We start from the raw sequence: 23136 nt of genomic DNA, 5'->3' as shown, positions 1-23136 counted from the left end.
TTGTCATGATTGATAATATTTACGCCCCTGTCACTTCTTCCGCATTTCGATTGATCTCATCAATAATGCCAATGATTTTTCTTGCATCATCCATATTGTCCTTGAACAGTTCAACAATACTGCCAACTGATCTAAACGGTTCTTGTTGTAATACTTTTTTATCGAGTGTTCCGTTTTTAATAACATAGTCAACAATGTGTTTAACAAAACGAATTTGGTTTAGATTCAACCGCTCTTCCGATAGAAACTCCGAAAAAGCTTCGTTCGCTGCTTTCGGATCCAAGCCAACAATTTGCCGAACGAGTTTTGTAATCGGTGTGTCACCAAAATCTTTTTTGTAATCTTCTCTCGTACCTAGTTCTTTCCAGAGGATATCTTCAAGCATTTTCACATCTTGTGCGGTTAACGGTTTATTATGATTCAGCTTGTAAATGGCCATTTGGTCTTTATGCTCGATTAAATAATGCTCGACTTTCTTCCGATAATTTTGTAGGTCATTTACATGGATCATCGGAGCGTTCTCTTTTACTTCGATAACTTCATCTTGGAAATCCGTATAATAAATTTTCTGCGTTTCTTTTTCGATAAACTTGATTAAATCTCTAAGTGCTTCTCGTACCTCTTCCAGTTCAAAAATATCAGCACTATCCCAAAATTCTTCGGTCAATACTTTTTCGATGATGTGCTTTTGTTCGAGTACTTGTGGAATCGTACCAAGTTTCGATAAAGATTCTGCTGTTTGAATCACACTGCGAATGGGTTTAATTGCATTATTTGATTGTAATTTGGCCAATTCAATAGTATACATTAATAAATCAAATCGTTTGGCAAATTCATCATCTTGAATCGGGGCAATGATCGGTGCAATATGTTCTTTAATGTTACTCGTATCAAGTGACGATAGCGACGCCCAATTATCCTTGTTTTTATATTTCTCCACATATTGCAAATGTTGTCGGACACGGAAATTTTCATGATCAAGAGCAAGAATATCTCTCGTCACTTCATCAACTAAATGATTACGATGACTTTTATAGTCATCAGTCTGATAATCCATTTCTTGAAGTTCTCGAATGATATCTACTTTGGCGTTAAAAAGTTTTTCTGTCAGACTTTTACCCAATTTCGTTTCCATTCCCTTTGGATTTGCCCGGAAAAATTCAAAGTTTCCGCAATAATCAAAGATGAGGAAATGAGTTTTATCTTGCCCGATGCCAAATAAATCGGGACACAGCCTTGTACCGCGACCAATCATTTGCCAGAACTTTGTTTTTGAACGAACCTTTTTAAAGAAGACAAGATTGACGACTTCCGGAATGTCCACACCTGTATCGAGCATGTCCACCGATACAGCAATTTGTGGCAGTTTATTCTTGTCTGAAAAATCATCGATTAACGTTTGAACATATTTCGTGCTATAATCAATGACCCTTGCAAAATTTCCTCCATATTCAGGGAAAAGGACATCGAACCGTTCGACAATTCGTTCGGCATGCCGATGGTTTTTCGCAAAAATAATCGTTTTGCCCAGCTTGTCGCCCCCTTCTACATGGATCCCTTTATTCATTAATTCTTTTAGGACCAAATCAATGGTGTTGTCATTAAAAAGCCATTCATTTAAGGCAGAGCTGTCAATGTCTTCCCGAAAATCCTCTTCATCGAAAGTTTCCTCATACTTTTCTTTATCTTCCTCTGACAACTCATCGTAATGAATCCCTTCCTCTAAAAATTTTGTTTTGGTTTCAATGGTCCGATAATCGACTAAAAATCCATCTTGTACAGCTTCATCCAGCTCATAGGCAAAAGTTGGGACACCATTTTCCAAGTCAAACACGGCATACGTATTTTTATCAATCTCATCTTTCGGTGTAGCCGTTAAGCCTAGTAAAATACCATCAAAATAATCGAATATGCTGCGATATTTTTTATAAATACTTCGGTGTGATTCGTCAATGATAATGAGATCAAAGTGTCCTACTGTAAATAGTTTTTTGCCATCTTTTCTTTTCGCCTCATCGATGGCATTCATCATCGTTGGATATGTAGAAAAGACGATACGGCTTTCCTCTGGGTTATCCTTGTTATCTAAAAGGTTGCATAAAGGTAAACTTGGTAGTAAGTGATTAAAGCTTCTATATGCTTGGTTAACTAATGCTTTGCGATCTGCTAAAAAGAGAACATTTTTCACCCAATTATGCCGAGTCAACACATCAACAATGGATATGGCCGTTCTCGTTTTTCCACTGCCTGTCGCCATAACAAGAAGCGCTTTTCTTTGGTTTCGACTCAATGCATCGCAAACCGATAAAATGGCTTCCTTTTGATAGTAACGGTTACTTATATCATCATTAATTTGAATGTTTGTTAATGGACGTTTCATTTGTCGGCGTTCGATTAACAAACTTAATTCCTCTTTATTGTAAAAACCGGAAACTTTTCGCGGCGGATACGGGTCATGCCAAATGTATGTTTCAAACCCGTTCGTATAGAAAATGACCGGACGAACCCCTGACATTTTTTCGATACAGTCCGCATAAAGTTTGGCCTGTTGGCGACCAATTTTCGGATCTTTTGACGTTCTTTTTGCTTCTACTACAGCAAGAGGCTTCCCATTATCTCCAAATAAAACATAATCAGCAAACCCTTTACCTTCCTTATTTGGCATACCAACAACTGGATATTCCCGAATAATATCTTTATTAAACTCCCAACCGGCAAGTTTCAAATCTAAATCAATATATTTCAGTCTTGTTTCAAATTCATTTAATTGATCGACTTGGAAATTATTTTCTTTCGTATTTTGTTCACGCTTTTCTGTAACCTTTTTACGTAGATGTTGATTTTCTTTAATAATTTCTTCAAGTTTCCGGTCCTTCGCACTTAATTGTTCATATAAATCTTGTAATTCTTTCGGACGGACCTTCTTTTCTTCTCCAATCGGTAGTAGTGATTCATCAAATTCCCCAGCAGTAAATTCATCAGAATAACAATAATCAATCCATGCAATAAATTGGAACAGATGATGAAGGGATAAAACCGCTTCATCCCGAGTAATCGGCGCATTCGTATGAACCGCTTGATTGCCAAGTTTCACGACATACTTCATCATCGGCAGTAATTTTTCATCAATAATCCCTAAAAAATTCCGGTCATGAATCAAACTAGAAAGATTATCTTGGTAAGGAACAGACAGCGCACTATCGTAACTATACACCCACTTCACCGCCAGCTCCAGCGCACGCCGAGACTGAATCGCACTAACCGCTGGGCTGACAACTAACCCCTTCTCCGCTTCAAAACAAGCATTAGTAAAACTACGAAATTGCTTCTTTTCTTTTAAAAAGCTAAAATTTGACACGTAAACACCTCCCTTTGATTAAGGGTTAGAAATTTTTTCATCGGTGAATAGTTCGCCTTTGAAGGCTTTTTGAAGAAGGGAATTGTAATTATTCCTCATTTCTTGGAGACTATTTTTCATAGATTTTTTCTGCAACTCTATTTTTTCTACAATCGACGCAAATTTATTTTGTAATTCTAATGGCGGAATCATTAATTTTACTTTTTTTAAAGAGAATATTTTCAATTCCGCAAATGTTGTACCGATGATGTATAAAATTTTGTGTAAAGCATATTGCTAGACCAAAAGAAAAAAGGTAGGGTATTCTCAGATTTGCGACCAAACAAATTGAGAAAGGATGACCCTACCTATGTCTAGTAGTATACCTAACTCTGACTTCGTAAATCAACTAGAAAATTTGATTCGTGAGTTTGTAAAAGAAAAATTAGAGCTCATCATGAAAGAAGAAATCAAAAACTTTTTAGAAGTGGAACAGAAAGAGGTTCATAACTCCAGAAATGGGTATTACACCCGTTCTTTGGATACTAAGTATGGAAAAATTGATCAGCTTTATGTTCCACGAGATCGAAATGGGGATTTTCAAACCCAACTATTTGAACCTTATCAACGCCGCGATGGTTGGCTCGAAGAAGCGATTATTAAAATGTACCAAAGTGGGATGAGCACTCGAGAAATCGGTAAATTTATCGAACGAATTCTTGGTTCCAGTTACTCCCCAACCACGATAAGCAATATTACAGATGCGACGATAGAAGACATTCGAAAATGGCAACAACGTCCACTCAATAAGCGTTATTCTGTCCTTTACCTAGATGGCTTATATATAAAAGTCCGTCGTGATACGTATGCGAAGGAAGTCATTTATATCGTCCTTGGAGTCAATGAAGATGGCTACCGAGAAATATTAGGCTTCTATGTTGGAGGTCAAGAAAGCGCTCTTGGATGGCAAGAAATTCTTCAAGATTTATATCAGCGCGGAGTAAAAGAAGTATTACTTGGCGTGTTTGATGGTCTTAATGGCTTAGAAGAAGCTTTTAAATCTGTCTATCCAAAAGCCGATGTACAACGATGTGTCGTACACAAAGTCAGAAATACATTAAATAAAGTCAGAAAGAAAGACCAAATAGAAGTGGCAGAAGATTTAAAGCTTATTTATCGTGCCGCGACAAAAGAAGCTGCGATACAAGCATTTCATGAATTCGAGAAAAAGTGGTCCAAAAAATACGCAAGAGAAGTACAATCATGGGAAAAAGATTTAGACGTTCTACTCACGTTTATGAAATATCCACTAAGCATACGCAGTGTCATATACACGACAAACGCGATCGAAAGAACCATTAAAGACATACGTAGACGACTAAAGACGATGAACAGTCTTTCAAGTATAGAAGCTGCGGAGAAAATCACGTATTTGACCATACAAGACTTTAATGAAAAATGGTCGAATAGAAAATTACGAGGTTTTTCAAACGCCTATCAAGCCCTGCAAGAAATGTTCGAAGAAAGATACTAAAATTTGTAAGTATGTAAAGATATTCGAAGAGGTGTGCGTTTCCCACTAGGAGACTGAATATTCAGTCTCCTAGTGGGAAACAGATAAATGAATTTATTATCAAATAAAGCATAATCTGAGGATACTCTATAGAACCTTACACAAAATTCTTGACGGTACCTGTTGTACCCGATGCTATATTTATATAATCTCTAATTAATTTGTCCTTTAAAGCATATTGTACATATATAGTATTAATATCATTGTTAGTAAAATTAACCCATAATACACGACCATCTTTAAAATAAAAAGGTTTGCTATCGTTTACTCTCCAAATCCTACCATCTGGACATACTGACGGCAATAACAAATCTCCAATCTTTGGCACTCCACTTGCTTCTTTTAAACTTTTATAATGTTCTTTAGTAATAAAGAGAGTAGGTGTAATATTTTCCCCTATTGCTAAAGAAGCTATTTCAGTTCCTCTATAAAAGGGAATTCCCTCATCTACTAATTCTTTTACAAAAACTCGTTTGCTAGAACCTACTGACGCAATATCACTAAGAGGTTTAATAGGAAAGTTTTTATCATTTGTAAAGGAATCCCCAAACATCTCCAAAAACACACTTTGCGTTAATTGGTCCAATGCTTCGATTTGGGCTTTGCGTTTTTTGATAATAGTTTCTGATTTTTTTAACACATTTACTATTTTCTTTTGTGTATCTATACTGAAATTAGGAATTTCAGCAAGTAAAATATCTTCTCTTGTTATCCCTGGAATCATTCCTTTTGCTTTTAGTTTTAATTTTTCTATATAAAATGCTAAAAAATATCTTATATATTCATTTAGAAAACCATCTTTTACTCTTAATGCCATAACCTGCCTGCTAAGATGAGCCTCTTCTTCTTGTAATATGCAGTGCAAGCCAACTGTTCCTTTCACAGAAAGGATAACATCTCCTTTCTTACCGATAACTGTTGGTTGCTCTGTCCATCTTTCTACAACCAAATTACCATCTTTGATATTGCTTGCACCTATAATATATGGTATACCTTTACATTCAGAGTTGTATTGTGATTTTTTAAGATCTCGACCAGATATTAATTCAATTACCTCTTTAAGAAAAATATTATCCATTAATTTATTTTCCATTTATTAACACCCTTAATTCAACAATATCTTCCATAATCTCTTTTTCTAGAACCTCAATTCTCCCCAGAATAACTTCCGGCTCTTCATACTCCACTTCCTCATACTCAATCTCTTTATATTTATTAATTGACAAATCGTAATCATTTTCCCTTAATTCCTCAACTGGTACGAAGAACGATTGTTCTGTTCGTTTTCGTTCTTTTTCTGCTTCTAAATTGTTAAATCGTTCGATAATATCCGGTATATCATTTTCTTCAATCGGATTACGTTTGTCGTCCAATGAAAAGCCGTCTGCTTTCATGTCATAGAACCAAACGTTGTCTGTTCCACCTGCACCCGTTTTCGTAAATATCAAAATTGCCGTTGAAACGCCTGCATACGGTTTAAACACGCCGCTGGGCATGGAAATGACCGCTTCCAATTTATGATTGTCAACAATTTCCTTGCGAATCGTTTTATGTGCTTTTGAACTTCCAAATAACACACCGTCTGGAACGATGACCGCCGCTCGTCCTCCCGGTTTTAAAATGCGAATAAATAAAGATAAAAATAATAATTCCGTTTTTTTCGTTTTTGCGATCTTCAACAAATCGTTTGAAACGGCTTCATAATCCAAGGAGCCTTTAAATGGAGGATTAGCCAATACTAACGTATATTTTTCTTTATCTTTATTCAACTCAGAGAGAGAATCACGATATTCGATATTTGGATTATCTACACCATGAAGCATCATGTTCATGGCACCGATCCGTAGCATGGTTCGGTCCATATCATTTCCGTAGAACATGGTATTATGGTAATGTTCTTTTAAACCTTGAACAATGAACAAATCATGGTGATGTTTACGCAAATATTCACTTGCTGCAACTAAAAATCCGGCCGTCCCCATGGCAGGATCAATAATAATATCTTCCGGTGTGGGCTTCATCAGCTCAACCATCATTTTGATAATATGTCTAGGTGTGCGGAATTGTCCATTGGTACCGGACGTTGATAATTTTGAAAGTAAATACTCGTATAAATCTCCTTGAACATCTCTGTCATCTAAAGGCAAATTGTCAATGCCATCGACAATTTTTGCTAGCATATTCGCTGTTGGGATTAAAAACATGGCATCGCCCATGTACTTGGCGTATGCTGAATTATTTTTGCCATGTAAATTTTTAATAAATGGAAAAACTTCATCCGAAACGATTCGATACATTTCTTCTGGTGAGCCGAGCTGTTTAAAACGGTGCCAACGTAAATGCTGTTTATCCTCTGGAAAAATTCCCTCAAAGGGGATACCTAAAATTTCCGCTTCTTTTTCTTTAATTGTTTCCGTTTCATCCAAACCTTTTATAAATAACAGATAAGTAAATTGTTCAATAACAGTCAGTGGGTTTGTGATGCCACCTGTCCAAAACGTTTCCCATATTTTATCTACTTTATTTTTAATTTCACCTGTAATCATTTAACTTCCTCCTGCTGCATCTGATATATCTTCATTATACCTATTTATCTCATTTTATTAAAAGGTTAAACAGGGAGACCTATAACTATTTACCCAATTGATTAATCCAAAATATCTTAAAAATTTTAAAATCCTATTAAAATACATTGAATCGATAAGTATAATGTTTCAGAACAAATCGGTTAGTCAAATTTTTTTAAAAAAATTCCTTTTTCCTCTTCAAATATGAAAAAACGAAGATACAATACTTTATGCAAATCGAAAAATACAAATAACTAAGGAGATGAATATATTATGCAATGTGCAGGTTATATTCGAACTATAAACAAAAATCTTGCAGATAAAAAAATTTAAGAAGTCAAAGAGAGATGATTGAAGATGTTCGTCAAGAGATCCATCAAGACTTTATAGAAATACTGAGCTATTGATGGAATTAGAAAATCTTTATAAGCAAAACAAAATCCATATCGTAACAGTGGATAATCAAATAAATACTATCCATAGTGATGATGATAAATTACTAAGAAATTTTAGTTCACTTAATAATGTTTTACAACAAAACAACATGGGAGTCCCTGCAGTCTATATTAGAACGAATAAACCATTAGAAGAAAATAGATATTTACAGTATTTAATACCCTTATTGAAATACTAAAAAACGTCGATTCATCGAAAAACTACATTCATCTAAACGTCGTATTGAAGAATATTTGTACAAAGTCAAATAAATAGTGTAACCCAATAAAAAGCGAGATCCGCAGAGGTTACGTAACCATTCACATTGTTGGTTATGTAATTCTGCGGATTTTTTTATATTGAAAAATTATAAAAGGGAGAGCGATAAATCATGAATAGATCAGAAAACACTGTTGAGCGAATTTTTGCAGATACTTCGCTCACCTTCATGGATGTTATAAATTCCATTATTGATCATAAAATTGAAGAACTCGTCAATAATGCTAGTAAGGTAAACACTGCTACATCTCAAAATGATGAGAAGGAGTATGATTTAAAATGAGATGTGCAGTATATGTCCGTGTTTCTACCGATAAAGAAGAACAAAAAGATTCCTTAAAATATCAGCAAAAACTGTTTTATAACTATATAGCGGAAAAAGGTTGGGATATTTACAAATTTTATATCGACGTTGAGAGCGGGACGACGGCAAAAAGAGAAGAACTTCAAAAACTTATTGAAGATGCTCAGGATAAGAAGTTCGATATCATTCTTGCCAAAGAGTTATCACGCCTTGCCCGAAATGGAGAATTATCCTATAAAATCAAAAACTTATGTGAAAACCAAGGGATTCACATCATTACTTTAGATAATGCGATTAATACATTAACAGGGAACACTCATATGTTTGGCCTTTATGCATGGATGTACGAACAAGAATCTCAAAACACGAGTAATCGTGTGAAAGAGACATTAAAAACTCGAGCAAAAAATGGACTTTTTAAAGGATCAAACCCTCCATATGGGTATGAAGTAAGAGATGGAAAATTGTATATCCGAGATGATGAAACACCAAATATTGTTAGACGGATTTTCAAAGAATATTTGGAAGGAAATGGACGACAAAGTATTGCAAGACGGCTATATAATGAAGGAATTCCAACACCTGCTCAAGTTGCTGGAAAAGCAAACGCAGGAGATAAGTGGCATGACTCTACCATTAGATGCATCTTGACAAATCCCCATTACGTTGGGGATCTTGTTCAAGGAAGAACAACGACAGTAAGTGTAACAAATAAAAGAAGAAAAAACGTTCCTAAAGAAGAACAGTTTATTATCAAAAATGCACATGAGCCAATTATATCTAGGGAAACGTTTGATGCTGTCCAAAATCAATTAAAACAGCGGGGTAAATATATTCCCGCACCAAAACAACACCTTTTTACTAACGTTCTCTTTTGTGCCGACTGTGGGACTGGAATGTGGTATAGAAGTAATCGTCGGGGCTACATTTGTGGAAGTTATGCCCGTCATGGGAAAAAGACTTGTACCGCCCACACGATAAAAGAGGATTTTCTAAAAGAAACGATCCTAGATGACATCCAAACCTTAATTCAACAAGTTGATAAAGAGAAATATATAAAGAAGATGGAGAGAAAATCGAAAAGTACAAAATCGCATTCTCAAAAGAAAATCAATAAGATTAACAAACAGATGGATGTTTTAAAAAATCGAAAAAGAAAATTCATCAACCTGTTAGCTGACGGAATCATTACCCATGAAGAATATCAGGAGAGTATTGAAGCAACGAACAAGGAATTAACTGAATTAATCGAACAGAAAAATGAACTTCTTACATTGATGGAAAACGAAGATGTAATCGAAACGATTGAAAAGCTCAAAAAGGAATTACTTCAATTCCTAAATTTCGATAAATTAACCGAGGATATTCTTCATCGACTGATTAATCGAATCGAGGTAAAAGAGGACGGTACACCAATAATTCATTACCGGTTTGCCACACCTAAAATTGAATAGAGGCAAGAGAAAAACCTTATCTTGCCTCACTTTTTTATTTTAAAACTATCTGCGAAACGCACTCAACGTGGCTCGTATACGGAAACATGTCCACCGGTTGGACTTCGATCGTTCGGTAACCGCCGACTTCCAACATATGTAAATCCCTTGCTAAAGTGGAAGGATTACAGCTGACGTAGACGATCCGAGCCGGTTTCATTTCCAGCATCGTCTGGATTAATTTTTCGTCACAACCTTTCCGAGGGGGATCGACGACGATTACATCCGCTCGAATTCCCTCTTCCGCACATTTTGGAATAACTTCCTCTGCCTTTCCAACGGCAAATTTCACATTCGTTATACCGTTCAGTTCCGCATTTCGGCGGGCATCCTCGATCGCATCACCGACGACTTCCACACCGTAAACGTTTTTTGCCTTTTGAGCTAAAAAGAGGGAGATCGTTCCAATTCCGCAATACGCATCAATCACCGTTTCTTTTCCGCTTAAGTTTGCATATTCCAGCGCCTTTTCATACAGCACTTTCGTCTGAACCGGATTCACTTGGAAAAAGGATTTAGCGGAGATGGCAAATTTCACGTTCCCGATGTAATCATAAATGTTTTCCCTTCCCCATAACACCTTCGTTTTTTCCCCTAAAATGACATTCGTCCGTTTCGGATTCACATTTTGGATGAGTGATTTCAATTTGGGGAGTCGTTGAGTTAGTTCGGTTACGAGTTGTTTTTTCTTTGGAATCTGTTCCGTGCGCGTTACAAGGACGACCATTAACTCTCCCGTTTCCCTTCCGTAGCGAGCGTAAATATGACGCAATACCCCTTTATGGTTTTTCTCATCATAGGCGGGGATGCCGAGGGTAGAGGCCACTTCTTTAACGACTTTTACCGCTTCGTTAATTTCTTGAAGATGAATGATGCTTTCATCTGTATCTACTATTTCATGGCTTCTCGGACGATAAAAACCGGATATGAGTTTTCCATCCTTTTGACCGACCGGCATTTGGGCTTTATTGCGATAATGATTTGGCTCATCCATGCCGATGATTGGACGGACGGGAACATCCGACAGCTTCCCAATCTTTTTTAACACTTGTCGGACGTAATCCTCTTTAAATTTCAATTGTCCCTCGTACGTCATATGTTGTATTTGGCAACCGCCGTATTGATGTTCTTCTTCTTTCGGAATTTCCCGTCGAAAGGGGCTTTTTTTATACACTTCGATTAATTTTCCGTAACCATAACTTTTCTTTACTTTGACGATTTTAATTTTCGCCTGCTCACCGACAAGCGCCTTTTCTACAAAGATCGGATATCCGTTGATCTTTCCAACGCCCATTCCGTCATGGGTGTAATCTTCAAATTGTATATCAACATAATCGTTTTTCTTCACTGGTATGCTTTCTGTCAATCGAATCACCTTCAATTTTGTATTTCATATCTGTCTTACAGCAGTCATTATACAAAAATATGAATTAGAAAGCCATTTTAAGTTCTAACTAGGAGATTTTGAAAACGGAAATATTCATTAATATTTATGAAGAAATAATAAGGGTGTCCCCCAGTGATACAAACATCTGCGTTTTTCACTTCATATTGGACTACTTTTCCCTATTGAAAATCGTCAAATAGTCGTTGATTCTCCACTAAAAGGTACGGTTCACAAATTGGATATACGTTTATATAGATCAAACAATGCTACTAGATTTTCTCGTGATACCTTAATGCAAATATGAAAGTAGCTTTGCCAAACGTTTTTCCATTTTAAAATCCCTAATTTCCCCATTTTACACCAAGGAAACATTACAAAACGATCATTCAGAAAATTTTGATATAATAAATGTAAAACAATGTGTATTGGAGAGGTGAAATCGCATGTATATTCTTTCTGAAAAGGAACTGGAAGATGTGCTTGTCATTCACCCTGAACTGATCGAAGAAGGTTTAGCATTAATGGAAAGGCAGGGCCAGCTGGAATCGAGACGGACCGATTTAACTTTTCGAGACAAAAACGGACATGTCTTATTAGTTGAATTGAAAAAAGACATGATTCAGCTAGAACACATCGAACAAATTCTCGACTATGTGAATCGACTGAAGCGAACGATCAAGAAGAACGTTCGTGGAATGCTCGTCGGACAAACGGTTCCTGAAGAAGTTAAAAACGTATGCAACCAAAACAACATTGAGTGGAAAGAGATAAAAACAGAAACCGTTTTCAATTATTTAAAAGAAGTGGATAAGCCATTATTAAAAGACATTTTTCAAAAAGGGAAATTACATAAAAAAGCGAAATCTGTTGAAAAAATGAGCTTTCAAGAATATTTAAAGGAAACATCTCCCTTTGGCATTCCGTACACTTCTTACCAATTTTTCATGCCGAAAGACGCAAGCCCTGAATTGAGTCAAGATCCAAAGGCAAATCAAGAAGTGGCAGATGCCTTCTTTAAAAAGATCATGGATCTTCCTTTTCATCGGTTCTTATTTGATGAACAGATTGAAATAAGACGAAACCTCGAATCTCCGCCAATTAAGGTAAGCAAAGCGAAAAATACGTGGCAAGGATATGAAATTCCGTACACACTCTTTTCACAGGACTTTCCCGAAGGACTGCCATGTGAAATTTATATCGGTTCGATTGGTTATCGGGGAAATAAACCGGTGTTTGCAGATCACATCTCCAGGTTTATTCAAGTAAAGGTCGGGAAAGGGAAAAACCATGTTACGACACAATACGGATTTCATAAATATTTACGAACAGAAAAAAGGGCTCTTTTCCCCTATTATGAATTAAAATTTAATGCAAAGGGATTGCCGAAACGATTATGGGAAGATGTTTATCAAGCACTTTCATCCTTTGGATATTATATTCAAGATTCTTCTAATCAAAAGCCGTCAAAACTGTTATGGATTGGGGAAATTTCATTAGAGGATAAACAGGTTGATCAACAAGTTGGAAATTTAATCGAAGCTCTTTTTGCAGTGACAATTGTAAAGGCCCATTTTAAAGGAAAGGACAAGGGCATTGAATTTGATTTTCTTCGTTCGTTTTACAAATAATATCTACGGAGGAACATCAACATTTCGTATAATTACTCTATTTTTTGATGCGAGAACAACACGAAACTAAAAGTCTGGAAACCATCACACCCTAGATATTACCCGAAAAGTAAATATACCATTTTTTGCCACCCGATTTGCCGTTCATGCAAAGATAAGCTATTATTGTTATAGTTACGAAAAAATATGAAAATGGATGATGTAGGATGAAAAGAGCACGTATCATTTATAATCCAACCTCAGGCAGGGAAGTGTTTCGCAGACATTTAGCTGATGTGATTGAAAGAATGGAAGATGCCGGATACGAAACATCTTGCCATGCAACGAAAGGTCCGGGAGACGCCACGAAGGCAGCTGAAGAAGCTGTTCGAAGGCAGTTCGACGTCGTTGTTGCAGCAGGCGGAGATGGAACGTTAAGTGAGGTAGTGAATGGATTAGCTGAAAAATCATATCGACCAAAATTAGGGCTGATCCCCGTAGGTACAACGAATGATTTTTCAAGGGCATTACATATTCCCCGAGATATTATCGCTGCAACAGAGGTAATCACAAAGGGGGAAACGGTACCGATCGATATCGGTCGATTCAATAATAAATACTTTGTCAACATTGCCGGTGGTGGCCGATTAACCGAATTGACTTACGAGGTACCTAGCAAATTAAAAACTGTACTCGGTCAATTAGCTTATTATTTAAAAGGAATCGAAATGCTTCCATCTATTAAGCCATCGGAAATTCGGATGGAATATGACGGTAAAGTATTTGAAGGGGAAGCGATGTTATTTTTAATCGGCTTGACAAATTCCGTTGGTGGCTTTGAAAAATTAGCCCCAAACGCATCGCTAAACGACGGCTACTTTACCTTAATCTTGTTGAAAAAAACGAACCTCGCTGATTTTATCCGATTAGTCACTTTAGCCTTGCGGGGAGAACATATTCATGATTCGAAGGTCATTTATACAAAGGCAAAACATATCAAAGTTACGTCGCCAGAAGAAGTATTGATCAATCTAGATGGCGAATTGGGTGGAACGACTCCAGCCGAATTTGAAAATTTACATCGGCATTTGGAAATATTCGCTCCTATAAATAAGTTGAACCCGAAGGACCTTACTTGATGAAATGAATAGGATGACCGTGAACTTTACATATACTGAAACCTATTTTGTTCCTATCAATGCAATCTATTTATGTTTTTTAAAAACAGTCCGAATCAGTTTTGTAATAAGTAGGAAATGGATGATTGCATTGAAAGAATCGTTGTCTATAAATGAACAAACTCGAGGAAATGTGACATACTCCCACCACCTACGCTTCGCTTAGAGGTGGGGGCTTCTCGGGTAATCCCATCTCATGATGGGAAGTTGACCGAGCGATCCCCGTGTGCCCCACGGTTCGAGGACAAGTTAGACTATCGCTAATCGTTTCATGCCCTCATGTTTGATATTGATTGCTGCATTGACGTCCCTGTCGCTTTCGAATCCACATTCACAGCGGAATGTACGCTCAGAAAGCGATAGAGACTCCCTGACTTGACCGCAACACGAACACGTTTTGGATGAGGGGAACCATTTGTCGATTTTGACCAGTTTCTTCCCCTGTTCTTCCAATTTGTACTGAAGGAAAGAGGTGAACATGCCCCAGCCGTTGTCATGAACGCTTTGACCGAAATGGAGGGCTTGTGACATCCCTTTCATGTTGAGGTCTTCGATGACCACGCAATCATAAAGTTTCGCTAATTTGTGCGACTCCTTATGCAGAAAGTCTTTTCGTTGGTTCGCAATTTTTTCATGTAGCTTTGCAACTTTCAGACGCTGTTTATGCCAACGATTAGATCCTTTCTTTCTGCGTGATAGAATGCGCTGTTCCTTTGCTAATGTTTCCAATGCTTTACGATAGAATCGAGGATCATTGGCTCTCTTACCCTCGCTATCGACATACAACGTGTTCATGGAAAAATCTAAGCCAACAACCGTTTGCACTTCTTTTGGTACAGGTTGATGTTCGTACTCTGTAAGAATAGAAATATAGTATTTTCCTGTTTTTGTTTTCGTGAGCGTACAAGCCTTGATAATGTGGTGGGCAGGAATCTCCCGATGTTGCTTGAACTTGACCCATTTCAGTTTGGGTAACTTGATATAGCCATCGGAAAGCTTAATGTTGCCATTGACCACATTTGTCGTGTACGACTGTTTCGCTTTGCGGTTTTTGAACTTTGGAAATCCAGCACGACCGGAAAAGAAATTTTGAAACGCTTTCTGCAAATTCAATTGGGCGTTTGCCAGCGCAAGGCTATCCACTTCTTTAAGCCAAGGAAACTCCTTTTTGTACTTGGCAGGGGTCGGAAATGTTTGTTTTTTCAAAGCTTCTTTGTCGTCTTTGAACTTTTCATAAATTTGTATGCGTTCTTCAAGCATTTTGTTGTAAACGAAACGGACACAACCAAAGGTTTTGGCGAGCAGTTGTTCTTGTTCTTTTGTTGGGTACAGACGGAACTGATAGGCTTTGTTTGCCATATCGACACCCCATCACTTCATCCCTTGATTTTCTATATATTTTTTGATGACTTCAATGGGTGCACCACCCGTTGTAAGCAGGCAAAAGCTTCTTGACCAAAAATATTCTTTCCACAGTTTTCTTTTCACTTGTGGAAAATGCTTTTTGATCAGTCGAGAACTTGCACTTTTATAAGCATTGATGAACTTTGACAGTTCACTATTCGGATGTGCTTTGAACAAAATATGCACATGGTCCATATCGTGATTCCATTCGACCAAGGAAATATTGTAATTTTTACCCAGTCTCACAAACATATCTTTTGCATAGTCAGATATGGTATCATCAATCACTGGTCTGCGATATTTTACCACCAAAACAAGATGATAATACAACGAGAACACTGAATGGTTATTATTATCTAATTTCATTGGTAAAACAGCCTTTCATTTTTATAATACTGATTATATCATAACACAAAAAAAGAGACAACTCATACCTACGCCTAACCGAAATTCATCTCACACTTTCACTTCGTTTAGAAGTGGGAGACTTCTTTCGGAAAGATGTTAAAAACGGCCTATCGCCAACCCAACAGTTATCAATATATAAAGAAAAAAACCTCTGTATGAATGTTTGTTTCCTTGAATTTCATACAGAGGTTTGATCACTTTTGTTATTTTGAATTACCATTGAATAATTTGTTTATCCTTTCAAAAAGTTGGGGTCAGCATAGGAAGGATTTGGATATTTATAGAAACCTTCACCTGTTGCTACACCGAGTTTTCCTTTATCAATATATTCCGTTTTTAATAAATTAGCTAGTTTCTTAAGCCTTTCATCTTTCACACCTGCAGCAATTTTTGCATTTACTACATTATACGCAGTCGTAATACCGACAATATCCAAAATGGCGAACGGTCCCTTAGGTGCCCCTGTTGCAATCATCCATGTTTTATCGATCGTTTCCGGGTCAGCCACTTCATTTAACCATAGCATTTCAGCTGCTTCTAATAAAGGAACGAGAAGGGAGTTGAGAATATAGCCCGGTTGTTCTTTATGAAGTGGAAGAGCAACCATTCCAATTGCCTTTGCAAATTCAATTACTGCTTGGAACACACTTTCATCGGTTCCCGGATGCTTCATAATTTCCGCCGTATTATTTTTCCAAATTTCGTTCGCAAAATGAAGGGCTAAAAATTTTTCTGGGCGACCGGTCGCTTCAGCAAACTGGCTCGGTAAAAGGGTCGAAGTGTTTGTTGCAAAAATCGTATGTTCAGGTGCCACTTTTCCTAATTGGCTGTAAAATTCCGTTTTAATTTTCACCACTTCAGGAATCGCTTCAATAACAAGATCAGCATTTTTTACTGCTTCTTTTAAGTCGGAACTAAAGGATAACCGTTCATAAGCTTCCTTTACTTCCTCTTCTGTTGCATGTAAATCTTCTTGATACCGTTTCATTAACGTTTCATATCTTTTTTTATTTTGTTCCAAAGCCTCGTCAGTCACGTCGTAAACGGTTACATCAAATCCACTAAATGCAGTTTGATAAGCGATTTGACTTCCTAACACTCCGCTACCAGCAACAGTAATGTTTTTAAAATTCATTTGAACCCCTCTCTTTGTTATTTTAACATAATGTTTACATTTTCATCATATACCTATTACGAACCTTTGTAAAGGGTTTCATCCTCCGGTTCAAAAGGAGTAATATTAAATTAGTTCCATTTAAAAACATCCCTTGTATATACAAGGGAAAAAGTAAAAACTTGATTAATTTGAAAAGGTTATTTCAAAATAATATAAATGCTATTTTTTCAATTGGTTCAACTCATACAATCGATCGTATTTATCTTTATAAACGATATGTTCTCGAGTAAAATAAACCGGGCTTTCAATTCCACATGCTGCAGCTAAATTATATAATCCTTCCCTAAGGGAGACTAAATAATTAGTGACTCGATACGATTTTTCTTCGATGCTCAAAGCCTTTTGCAATTTTGGATCTGTCGTTGCCACTCCGACCGGGCAATGATTCGTGTGGCAAACTTGCGCCATAATACAACCTACCGTTACCATAAAAGCCCGGGCGATATTGACGAGATCAGCCCCCAATGCAAGGGCGACGGCAATTCGGTCAGGGGTAAACAGTTTTCCAGATGCGATAATTTTCACCCGATCACGAACTCCGTATTCTGTTAAAACGTCATGAAGAAGCATCAAACCTGAACGAAGGGGTAATCCAACACTGTCCGCCAATTCCTGATATGTAGCTCCTGTCCCTCCTTCTCCTCCGTCCACCGTAATAAAATCCGGCCCTTTACCCGTTTCTTTCATTAATTTGGCCAATTGTTCGATTTCCGTACGTTTTCCAACGACGATTTTGATACCTACTGGCAGTCCAGTCACATCTCGAATATTTTCAATAAAATCAAACATGGAAGGTAGATCCGTAAATTCTTTAAACCGATTGGGACTATCAACAGCCTGATACGGTTCAATATTTCGGATTTTTGCAATTTCTGGATTCACCTTTTCAGCTTCCACATGTCCTCCCCGCGCTTTAGCTCCTTGTGCCAATTTCAATTCGATTGCTTTTACCTGCTTCAGTTCGCTTTTTTTCTTCAATAATTCCCACGAAAACTGGCCATCTTTCGTTCGAACACCAAATAATCCCGGACCGATCTGCATAATCAAATCCACATTCCCTTTTAAATGATAATCGGAAAGCCCCCCTTCTCCCGTATTCATCCACGTACCACCAGCTCGACCAAGGCCGATCGATAAGGCGGTAATTGCCCGTTCGCCGAGGGCTCCGTAACTCATACCAGACATGCCAATTAGTCCCTTCACTCGAAACGGTTTTCGACAATTTGGACCAATTATGATCGCATCCTTATCACTTAGTAAGTACGGATCAATTACACGATCAACTCGATGTTCTTTTCTGGAGAATAAATTTTCTTTATCGATTTCGTACACCTTCGTTTGGATTTTCGGCTCTTGATCGATGACGAGTTCATTCGTTTGTTTTGGAAACATCGAATTTTTTATATAAAATCCACCTTCTTCAAAATTCCGTTTCGATCCAAATCCTAAAATTCTTTTTTTATATTTTGCAGGAATGACAATGTCCTGATAGTCTTTCCTCGAAAAAGGTTGGCCTTCATTGTCATTGATAAACCAATATTGGCGAAGCTCTGGACCGATATGCTCCAAAAAATAGCGCATCCTTCCAATAAGTGGATAATTGCGGAGAACGGAATGACTTTGCTGTCTTCGATCATAAAAAAGGAAAAATATCGCAAAAAGTCCCGGAATAATTAAAATCATAAAAATCACTGCAGTTAAAATTTCGCTCACAAATCACAACCCCTTTCCAATGATTCAATTGGCGGATGGATGCCATTCTTTTCAATCATTATACAAATCAATGAATATTAGAAACTCAAAATAAAAAGTGTTCATCCTCGAATAATTATTTTCCAATTCCCTTTTCACTAAATTTGGTCATCGTATAGTTATTTATTCTCCATGTATAGAATAGCAAATTTTTATCATTGAATAAAAAAACTGAAATTTGTTCACTCCTTGTAAATCATATAAAAATATTTTTGTACAAACAATAAAATAAGCCCTCAAAAAATTCTTCATATATGAAGTCATAAAAAATTTTCCAGGATTAACGACATTATAAAAGATTATATAGTTTAAATTTTTATAATATATTGCCAATATATCGAAAGTTCAAATAAAGTGATAATCAATAAAAGGAAAGAATAGTCGGCATGCTACGAAAGGAAAAAGTATACAAATCAACAGTTAAAAACGACAAAAAATGGAATACCATTATAAACATAATAAAATGGAAAAACAGAACGAACCGAGGTTTTTTAGAAATTGATCAATATCTTGATATGAGCCTGTGATCTCCTTCCATTGTAGAACCCTTCACTTGTTTTTTCATGATGAACAGATGTTATAAAGACTTACTACCATTGTTCATTCATCCTTCCATATATGATTGGTTTTCTATATAATGATAGTATTCGATTTGAACTTTTTAGAAGGATATGTTTTTTATTACTTCCAAAAATAGTTTTAAATACCTTCATTATCTGTTTTCATCTATCTATGAAAGAAAGGGGCATACATATGGTACAAAGACTTAAAGCTTATCGTTTTCCACTAATTTTGCTATCATCGATTATCATCGGTATCTTTATCGGTTTACTATTCGGTGAAAAAGCAGATGTTATTCGTCCATTGGGGGATTTATTTTTAAATTTATTATTTATGGTCGTTGTCCCCCTCGTATTTTTTTCCATTTCCTCGGCAATTGCTAACATGGATAGTATGAAGCGACTTGGGAAAATTATGGGGACAATGCTCACTGTATTTATTATTACCGGTATTCTCGCCTCCATTATTATGCTTGTTGCAGTCGTTCTATTTCCACCTGCACAAGGGGCAAATATTCCTTTAGAGGACCCTGAAACCGTTGAAAAGCTGAGCTTAGCGGATCAATTAGTTGCTACCTTTACCGTTTCGGATTTTGTCGATATATTATCGAGAAAAAATATGCTCGCATTAATTGTCTTCGCCATATTAACTGGCGTGGCAACCGGTTTATCTGGTGAAAGGGGACAAGCATTTGCAAAATTTCTAAACAGCGCATCGGAAGTGTTTATGAAACTCATTCAACTTATTATGTATTATGCACCCATTGGACTCGGTGCATATTTCGCCTCCTTAATCGGAACGATCGGACCTCAAATTTTAGGAGATTATGCCCGAGCGTTTCTCATTTATTTCCCTGTTTCGGTTTTATACTTTTTTATCGGTTTTACATTGTACGCATTTTTGGCAGGGGGTAAACAGGGAGTCATTCGATTTTGGAAACATATTTTATCCCCCGCTGCCACAGCCTTAGCAACTGGAAGTAGTGTCGGTACATTGCCGATTAATTTGGAAGCAGCAAGAAGAATCGGGATACCGAAAGATATTCGGGAAACAATTCTCCCAATTGGTGCACAGATTCATATGGACGGATCTTGTTTGTCAGCCATTTTAAAAATCGCCTTCGTTTTCGGCGTATTTAATATGGATTTCACTGGGTTTGATACATTTCTTACCGCGATTGGAATCGCCCTTTTATCTGGAACGGTGATGTCTGGTATTCCAGGAGGTGGCTTTATGGGGGAATTAATGATTATCACGATGTACGGTCTTCCTCCTGCTGCTTTACCGATTATTTCCGCCATTGGGGTTGTCGTTGATGCTCCAGCTACGATGGTCAATGCAACAGGTGATACAGTAGCCAGCATGCTTGTTACGAGACACTTGGAAGGAAAAGATTGGATTACGAATCAAGAAAATTTATAAAGCAACTAGACTTTTATTAATCATCTTTTCACAACCCTTGGTTACTCGTGAAGTTTCCAAGGGTTTTTCCATCGCAAAATAACTACCCCTTTCATCACGTTCAGTCCATTCCTATAAAAGGATTGTCGGAAATTTTCAGTGAAACCAATTTTCCCTTTTCGTAACAATGGAGCGGATTCAATCAAACAGATATCTCAACCATTCGATCCCCCCTTCTTCCCTACCATATTAAAGGAGAATCCATTTTTTCGTACATCTTTCCATTTTTCCTGCTTAAGAACAGAAAAAATGTGGACTTTCTAGAAACGGAAATGAACCTTTGACTACTTATTTTACTGCAATAATACTGATAATTTCTTTTCAAATAATAATATTGTATATTATTTTTTAAATATTTAGTATAATTATGATATATAAAACTATTGGAGGTGATTATATTGACGGTACGAGCCGTTTTATTAAATCGGATGTACATTGATGGAAAATGGGTGAAAGCTGTTTCCAATGAATCCTTTCCAGTTATAAATCCTGCAAACGGACAACAAATTGGATCGGTTCCAAAGGGTGGTGCTGAAGATGCAAAACTTGCAGTCGATGCAGCGGAGAAAGCCTTTCAAACATGGTCGAAAATGACAGCCGATCAAAGGGGCCATTTACTCAGGAGATGGTACGAAACAATTTTAGATAATAAACAAGAGATTGCAGAAACCCTCGTATTAGAACAAGGAAAGCCGATGAAAGAGGCCCTTGGCGAAATCACTTATGCAGCAAGTTTCGTTTATTGGTATGCTGAGGAGGGCAAACGGGTATATGGAGAAACGATTCCCGCCTCCCATCCGGATAAACGAATTCTCGTTTTAAAACAACCCGTCGGTGTCGTAGCGGCTATTACCCCATGGAACTTTCCTGCTGCTATGATTACCCGAAAAGTAGCTCCAGCTCTTGCTGCAGGCTGTACTGTCGTTATTAAGCCAGCGGAACAAACACCGCTAACCGCATTGAAATTAGCTGAAGCAGCGGAACTGGCTGGAATTCCAAAGGGAGTGGTTAATGTCGTCACCGGGGAACCCGCTGAAATTGGTGACCAATTATTAAAAGATTCAAGGGTTCGGAAGGTGACCTTTACCGGATCGACAGAAGTGGGAAAACATTTAATGAGAAAAGCAGCGGATACGGTGAAAAAAATCTCTCTAGAATTAGGTGGACATGCACCGTTTATTATATTTGCTGACGCGAATCTCGATTTAGCCGTTCAAGGTGTTCTTCAATCGAAATTCCGTAACAGCGGACAAACATGTATTTGTACGAACCGAGTATATGTGGAAAAATCCATCGCAAGTCAATTTATCGAAAAACTGCGGGATGCATCGGAAAAACTAACCGTCGGATATGGTTTGGAACCAGAAACGGAAATTGGACCGCTCATCGACGAAGATGCCTATAAAAAAGTGGAAAGCCATATTCAAGATGCGGTTCAAAAGGGTGGAAAAATCGAAAGTGGAGGAAAGAGACTAACAGAATTTGAAGGCGGTTACTTCGTGAAACCGACGATTATTAGTGGGGCCACGGAAGACATGAAAATTATGCAAGAAGAAACCTTTGGCCCGGTCGCTCCAGTGATGGAATTCGAGGAATTAGAAGAAGTTGTAAAGAGGGCTAACAATACTCCCTACGGTCTTGCTGCCTATGCCTATACGGAAAATTTAAAAACAGCAGTCTCCATAGCTGAACAACTGGAATATGGAATCGTTGGCATTAACGACGCCCTTCCATCCGTCGTCCAAGCGCCCTTTGGCGGATTTAAAGAAAGTGGGATTGGACGGGAAGGCGGGCATTTTGGCATCGATGAATTTCTTGAAATAAAATATGTTTCATTAAAAATTTAAATGGATTTACTCAGCCCAAGAATGTGGGATCGAAAGCATTTCTTGGGTTGAATTTTTTAAAAAAATATGTTTGTCGTAAATGAGAGTACCAGTATCTATATTAATGATCGACGGTTTTTTTAATTTTATTTACATCGGTGTCCCTTGAACGATAAACAATATTTGAATGGGAAGTCCACTACCGTATCTTCTGCTTTCATTTTTTACGACCTTCTTGATTTCATCTTTGACAACAGACGCAATATTTATAAAATATAACCAAATTAAAAAAAGTTACGTTTCCTCTCAAAACAACCCTTCTACCTTCAGATAAGTAAAAACTTTCACAAATAAGTTACCCTATCTTTTCGCTCGTTTCAATTTTAA

16 protein-coding genes are annotated in these 23136 nt (G+C 37.2%); 7 read left to right on the top strand and 9 right to left on the bottom strand.

Annotated elements, in window-relative coordinates; genetic code table 11:
* Positions 1-19: 19 nt before the first annotated feature.
* A complete protein-coding gene (locus OE105_RS00280) occupies positions 20-3358 on the bottom strand; it encodes a DEAD/DEAH box helicase family protein (protein ID WP_275420761.1) in 3339 nt (1112 codons plus the stop codon).
* Between the two features lie 18 nt (positions 3359-3376).
* Positions 3377-3583, bottom strand: coding sequence for a restriction endonuclease subunit S domain-containing protein (locus OE105_RS00275; RefSeq protein WP_275420760.1), 207 nt, complete (start codon positions 3581-3583; stop codon positions 3377-3379).
* A 124-nt stretch (positions 3584-3707) separates the two neighbouring features.
* On the opposite strand from OE105_RS00275, the gene OE105_RS00270 reads away from it, so the two are divergent.
* Complete coding sequence (locus OE105_RS00270; protein ID WP_275420759.1) at positions 3708-4871, top strand: IS256 family transposase; 1164 nt, start codon at positions 3708-3710, stop codon at positions 4869-4871.
* A 136-nt stretch (positions 4872-5007) separates the two neighbouring features.
* On the opposite strand, the gene OE105_RS00265 is transcribed toward OE105_RS00270, so the two are convergent.
* Together OE105_RS00265 and OE105_RS00260 are read right to left on the bottom strand one after the other, a co-directional pair.
* Positions 5008-6003 (bottom strand): restriction endonuclease subunit S, encoded by a 996-nt coding sequence (locus OE105_RS00265; RefSeq protein WP_275420758.1) that lies wholly within the window; start codon positions 6001-6003, stop codon positions 5008-5010.
* Positions 5993-7456: a type I restriction-modification system subunit M gene (locus OE105_RS00260; protein ID WP_275420757.1), complete on the bottom strand. Its 1464-nt coding sequence runs from the start codon at positions 7454-7456 to the stop codon at positions 5993-5995. Before OE105_RS00260 ends, OE105_RS00265 begins: the two co-directional genes overlap by 11 nt.
* Positions 7457-8303: 847 nt before the next feature.
* On the opposite strand from OE105_RS00260, the gene OE105_RS00255 reads away from it, so the two are divergent.
* Entirely contained in the window at positions 8304-8474 is a 171-nt protein-coding gene (locus OE105_RS00255; RefSeq protein ID WP_275420756.1) for a hypothetical protein, read from the top strand.
* A complete protein-coding gene (locus OE105_RS00250; RefSeq protein ID WP_275420755.1) occupies positions 8471-9949 on the top strand; it encodes a recombinase family protein in 1479 nt (492 codons plus the stop codon). The genes OE105_RS00255 and OE105_RS00250 overlap by 4 nt, the downstream gene beginning before the upstream one ends.
* Before the next feature lie 34 nt (positions 9950-9983).
* Here the strand turns inward: OE105_RS00250 and rlmD are convergent, their stop codons facing one another.
* Positions 9984-11354 (bottom strand): 23S rRNA (uracil(1939)-C(5))-methyltransferase RlmD, encoded by a 1371-nt coding sequence (gene rlmD / locus OE105_RS00245; protein ID WP_275420754.1) that lies wholly within the window; start codon positions 11352-11354, stop codon positions 9984-9986.
* A gap of 464 nt (positions 11355-11818) precedes the next feature.
* Here rlmD and OE105_RS00240 point away from each other — a divergent pair, with 464 nt between their 5' ends.
* Entirely contained in the window at positions 11819-13003 is a 1185-nt protein-coding gene (locus tag OE105_RS00240) for an endonuclease NucS domain-containing protein (RefSeq protein ID WP_275420753.1), read from the top strand.
* Between the two features lie 206 nt (positions 13004-13209).
* On the top strand, positions 13210-14121 hold the full coding sequence (locus OE105_RS00235) for a diacylglycerol kinase (RefSeq protein ID WP_275420752.1): 912 nt from the start codon (positions 13210-13212) through the stop codon (positions 14119-14121).
* Positions 14122-14409: 288 nt separating this feature from the next.
* On the opposite strand, the gene OE105_RS00230 is transcribed toward OE105_RS00235, so the two are convergent.
* From OE105_RS00230 to OE105_RS00215, 4 genes are all read right to left on the bottom strand, one after another.
* Positions 14410-15519 carry an RNA-guided endonuclease InsQ/TnpB family protein gene (locus OE105_RS00230; RefSeq protein ID WP_275420751.1) on the bottom strand — a complete coding sequence of 370 codons (1110 nt, stop codon included), beginning with the start codon at positions 15517-15519 and terminating at the stop codon, positions 14410-14412.
* 12 nt (positions 15520-15531) lie between these two features.
* On the bottom strand, positions 15532-15930 hold the full coding sequence (gene tnpA / locus OE105_RS00225) for an IS200/IS605 family transposase (protein WP_275420750.1): 399 nt from the start codon (positions 15928-15930) through the stop codon (positions 15532-15534).
* Positions 15931-16204: 274 nt separating this feature from the next.
* Positions 16205-17107 (bottom strand): 3-hydroxyacyl-CoA dehydrogenase, encoded by a 903-nt coding sequence (locus tag OE105_RS00220; RefSeq protein ID WP_275420749.1) that lies wholly within the window; start codon positions 17105-17107, stop codon positions 16205-16207.
* A 201-nt stretch (positions 17108-17308) separates the two neighbouring features.
* Positions 17309-18832: an FMN-binding glutamate synthase family protein gene (locus tag OE105_RS00215; RefSeq protein ID WP_275422055.1), complete on the bottom strand. Its 1524-nt coding sequence runs from the start codon at positions 18830-18832 to the stop codon at positions 17309-17311.
* 822 nt (positions 18833-19654) lie between these two features.
* On the opposite strand from OE105_RS00215, the gene OE105_RS00210 reads away from it, so the two are divergent.
* Both OE105_RS00210 and OE105_RS00205 read left to right on the top strand, forming a co-directional pair.
* A complete protein-coding gene (locus tag OE105_RS00210) occupies positions 19655-20884 on the top strand; it encodes a dicarboxylate/amino acid:cation symporter (RefSeq protein WP_275420748.1) in 1230 nt (409 codons plus the stop codon).
* A gap of 467 nt (positions 20885-21351) precedes the next feature.
* Positions 21352-22770 (top strand): NAD-dependent succinate-semialdehyde dehydrogenase, encoded by a 1419-nt coding sequence (locus OE105_RS00205; RefSeq protein WP_275422054.1) that lies wholly within the window; start codon positions 21352-21354, stop codon positions 22768-22770.
* The last annotated feature ends 366 nt before the right edge of the window (positions 22771-23136 follow it).

Origin of the sequence: Fervidibacillus halotolerans (assembly GCF_026547205.1) — a bacterium.
Lineage (GTDB): Bacteria > Bacillota > Bacilli > Bacillales > Caldibacillaceae > Fervidibacillus > Fervidibacillus halotolerans.
The sequence above is the reverse complement of the archived record's forward strand: the minus strand, read 5'-3'. Positions and strand labels throughout refer to the sequence as shown.

What these genes read in the sequence shown, in the direction of transcription:
- OE105_RS00270 (WP_275420759.1), top strand. Translation starts at nt 3,708, where the DNA reads ATGTCTAGTAGTATACCTAACTCTGACTTCGTAAATCAACTAGAAAAT.
- OE105_RS00265 (WP_275420758.1), bottom strand. Translation starts at nt 6,003, where the DNA reads ATGGAAAATAAATTAATGGATAATATTTTTCTTAAAGAGGTAATTGAA.
- OE105_RS00260 (WP_275420757.1), bottom strand. Translation starts at nt 7,456, where the DNA reads ATGATTACAGGTGAAATTAAAAATAAAGTAGATAAAATATGGGAAACG.
- OE105_RS00255 (WP_275420756.1), top strand. Translation starts at nt 8,304, where the DNA reads ATGAATAGATCAGAAAACACTGTTGAGCGAATTTTTGCAGATACTTCG.
- OE105_RS00250 (WP_275420755.1), top strand. Translation starts at nt 8,471, where the DNA reads ATGAGATGTGCAGTATATGTCCGTGTTTCTACCGATAAAGAAGAACAA.
- OE105_RS00240 (WP_275420753.1), top strand. Translation starts at nt 11,819, where the DNA reads ATGTATATTCTTTCTGAAAAGGAACTGGAAGATGTGCTTGTCATTCAC.
- OE105_RS00235 (WP_275420752.1), top strand. Translation starts at nt 13,210, where the DNA reads ATGAAAAGAGCACGTATCATTTATAATCCAACCTCAGGCAGGGAAGTG.
- OE105_RS00230 (WP_275420751.1), bottom strand. Translation starts at nt 15,519, where the DNA reads ATGGCAAACAAAGCCTATCAGTTCCGTCTGTACCCAACAAAAGAACAA.
- tnpA (WP_275420750.1), bottom strand. Translation starts at nt 15,930, where the DNA reads ATGAAATTAGATAATAATAACCATTCAGTGTTCTCGTTGTATTATCAT.
- OE105_RS00220 (WP_275420749.1), bottom strand. Translation starts at nt 17,107, where the DNA reads ATGAATTTTAAAAACATTACTGTTGCTGGTAGCGGAGTGTTAGGAAGT.
- OE105_RS00215 (WP_275422055.1), bottom strand. Translation starts at nt 18,832, where the DNA reads ATGATTTTAATTATTCCGGGACTTTTTGCGATATTTTTCCTTTTTTAT.
- OE105_RS00210 (WP_275420748.1), top strand. Translation starts at nt 19,655, where the DNA reads ATGGTACAAAGACTTAAAGCTTATCGTTTTCCACTAATTTTGCTATCA.
- OE105_RS00205 (WP_275422054.1), top strand. Translation starts at nt 21,352, where the DNA reads ATGTACATTGATGGAAAATGGGTGAAAGCTGTTTCCAATGAATCCTTT.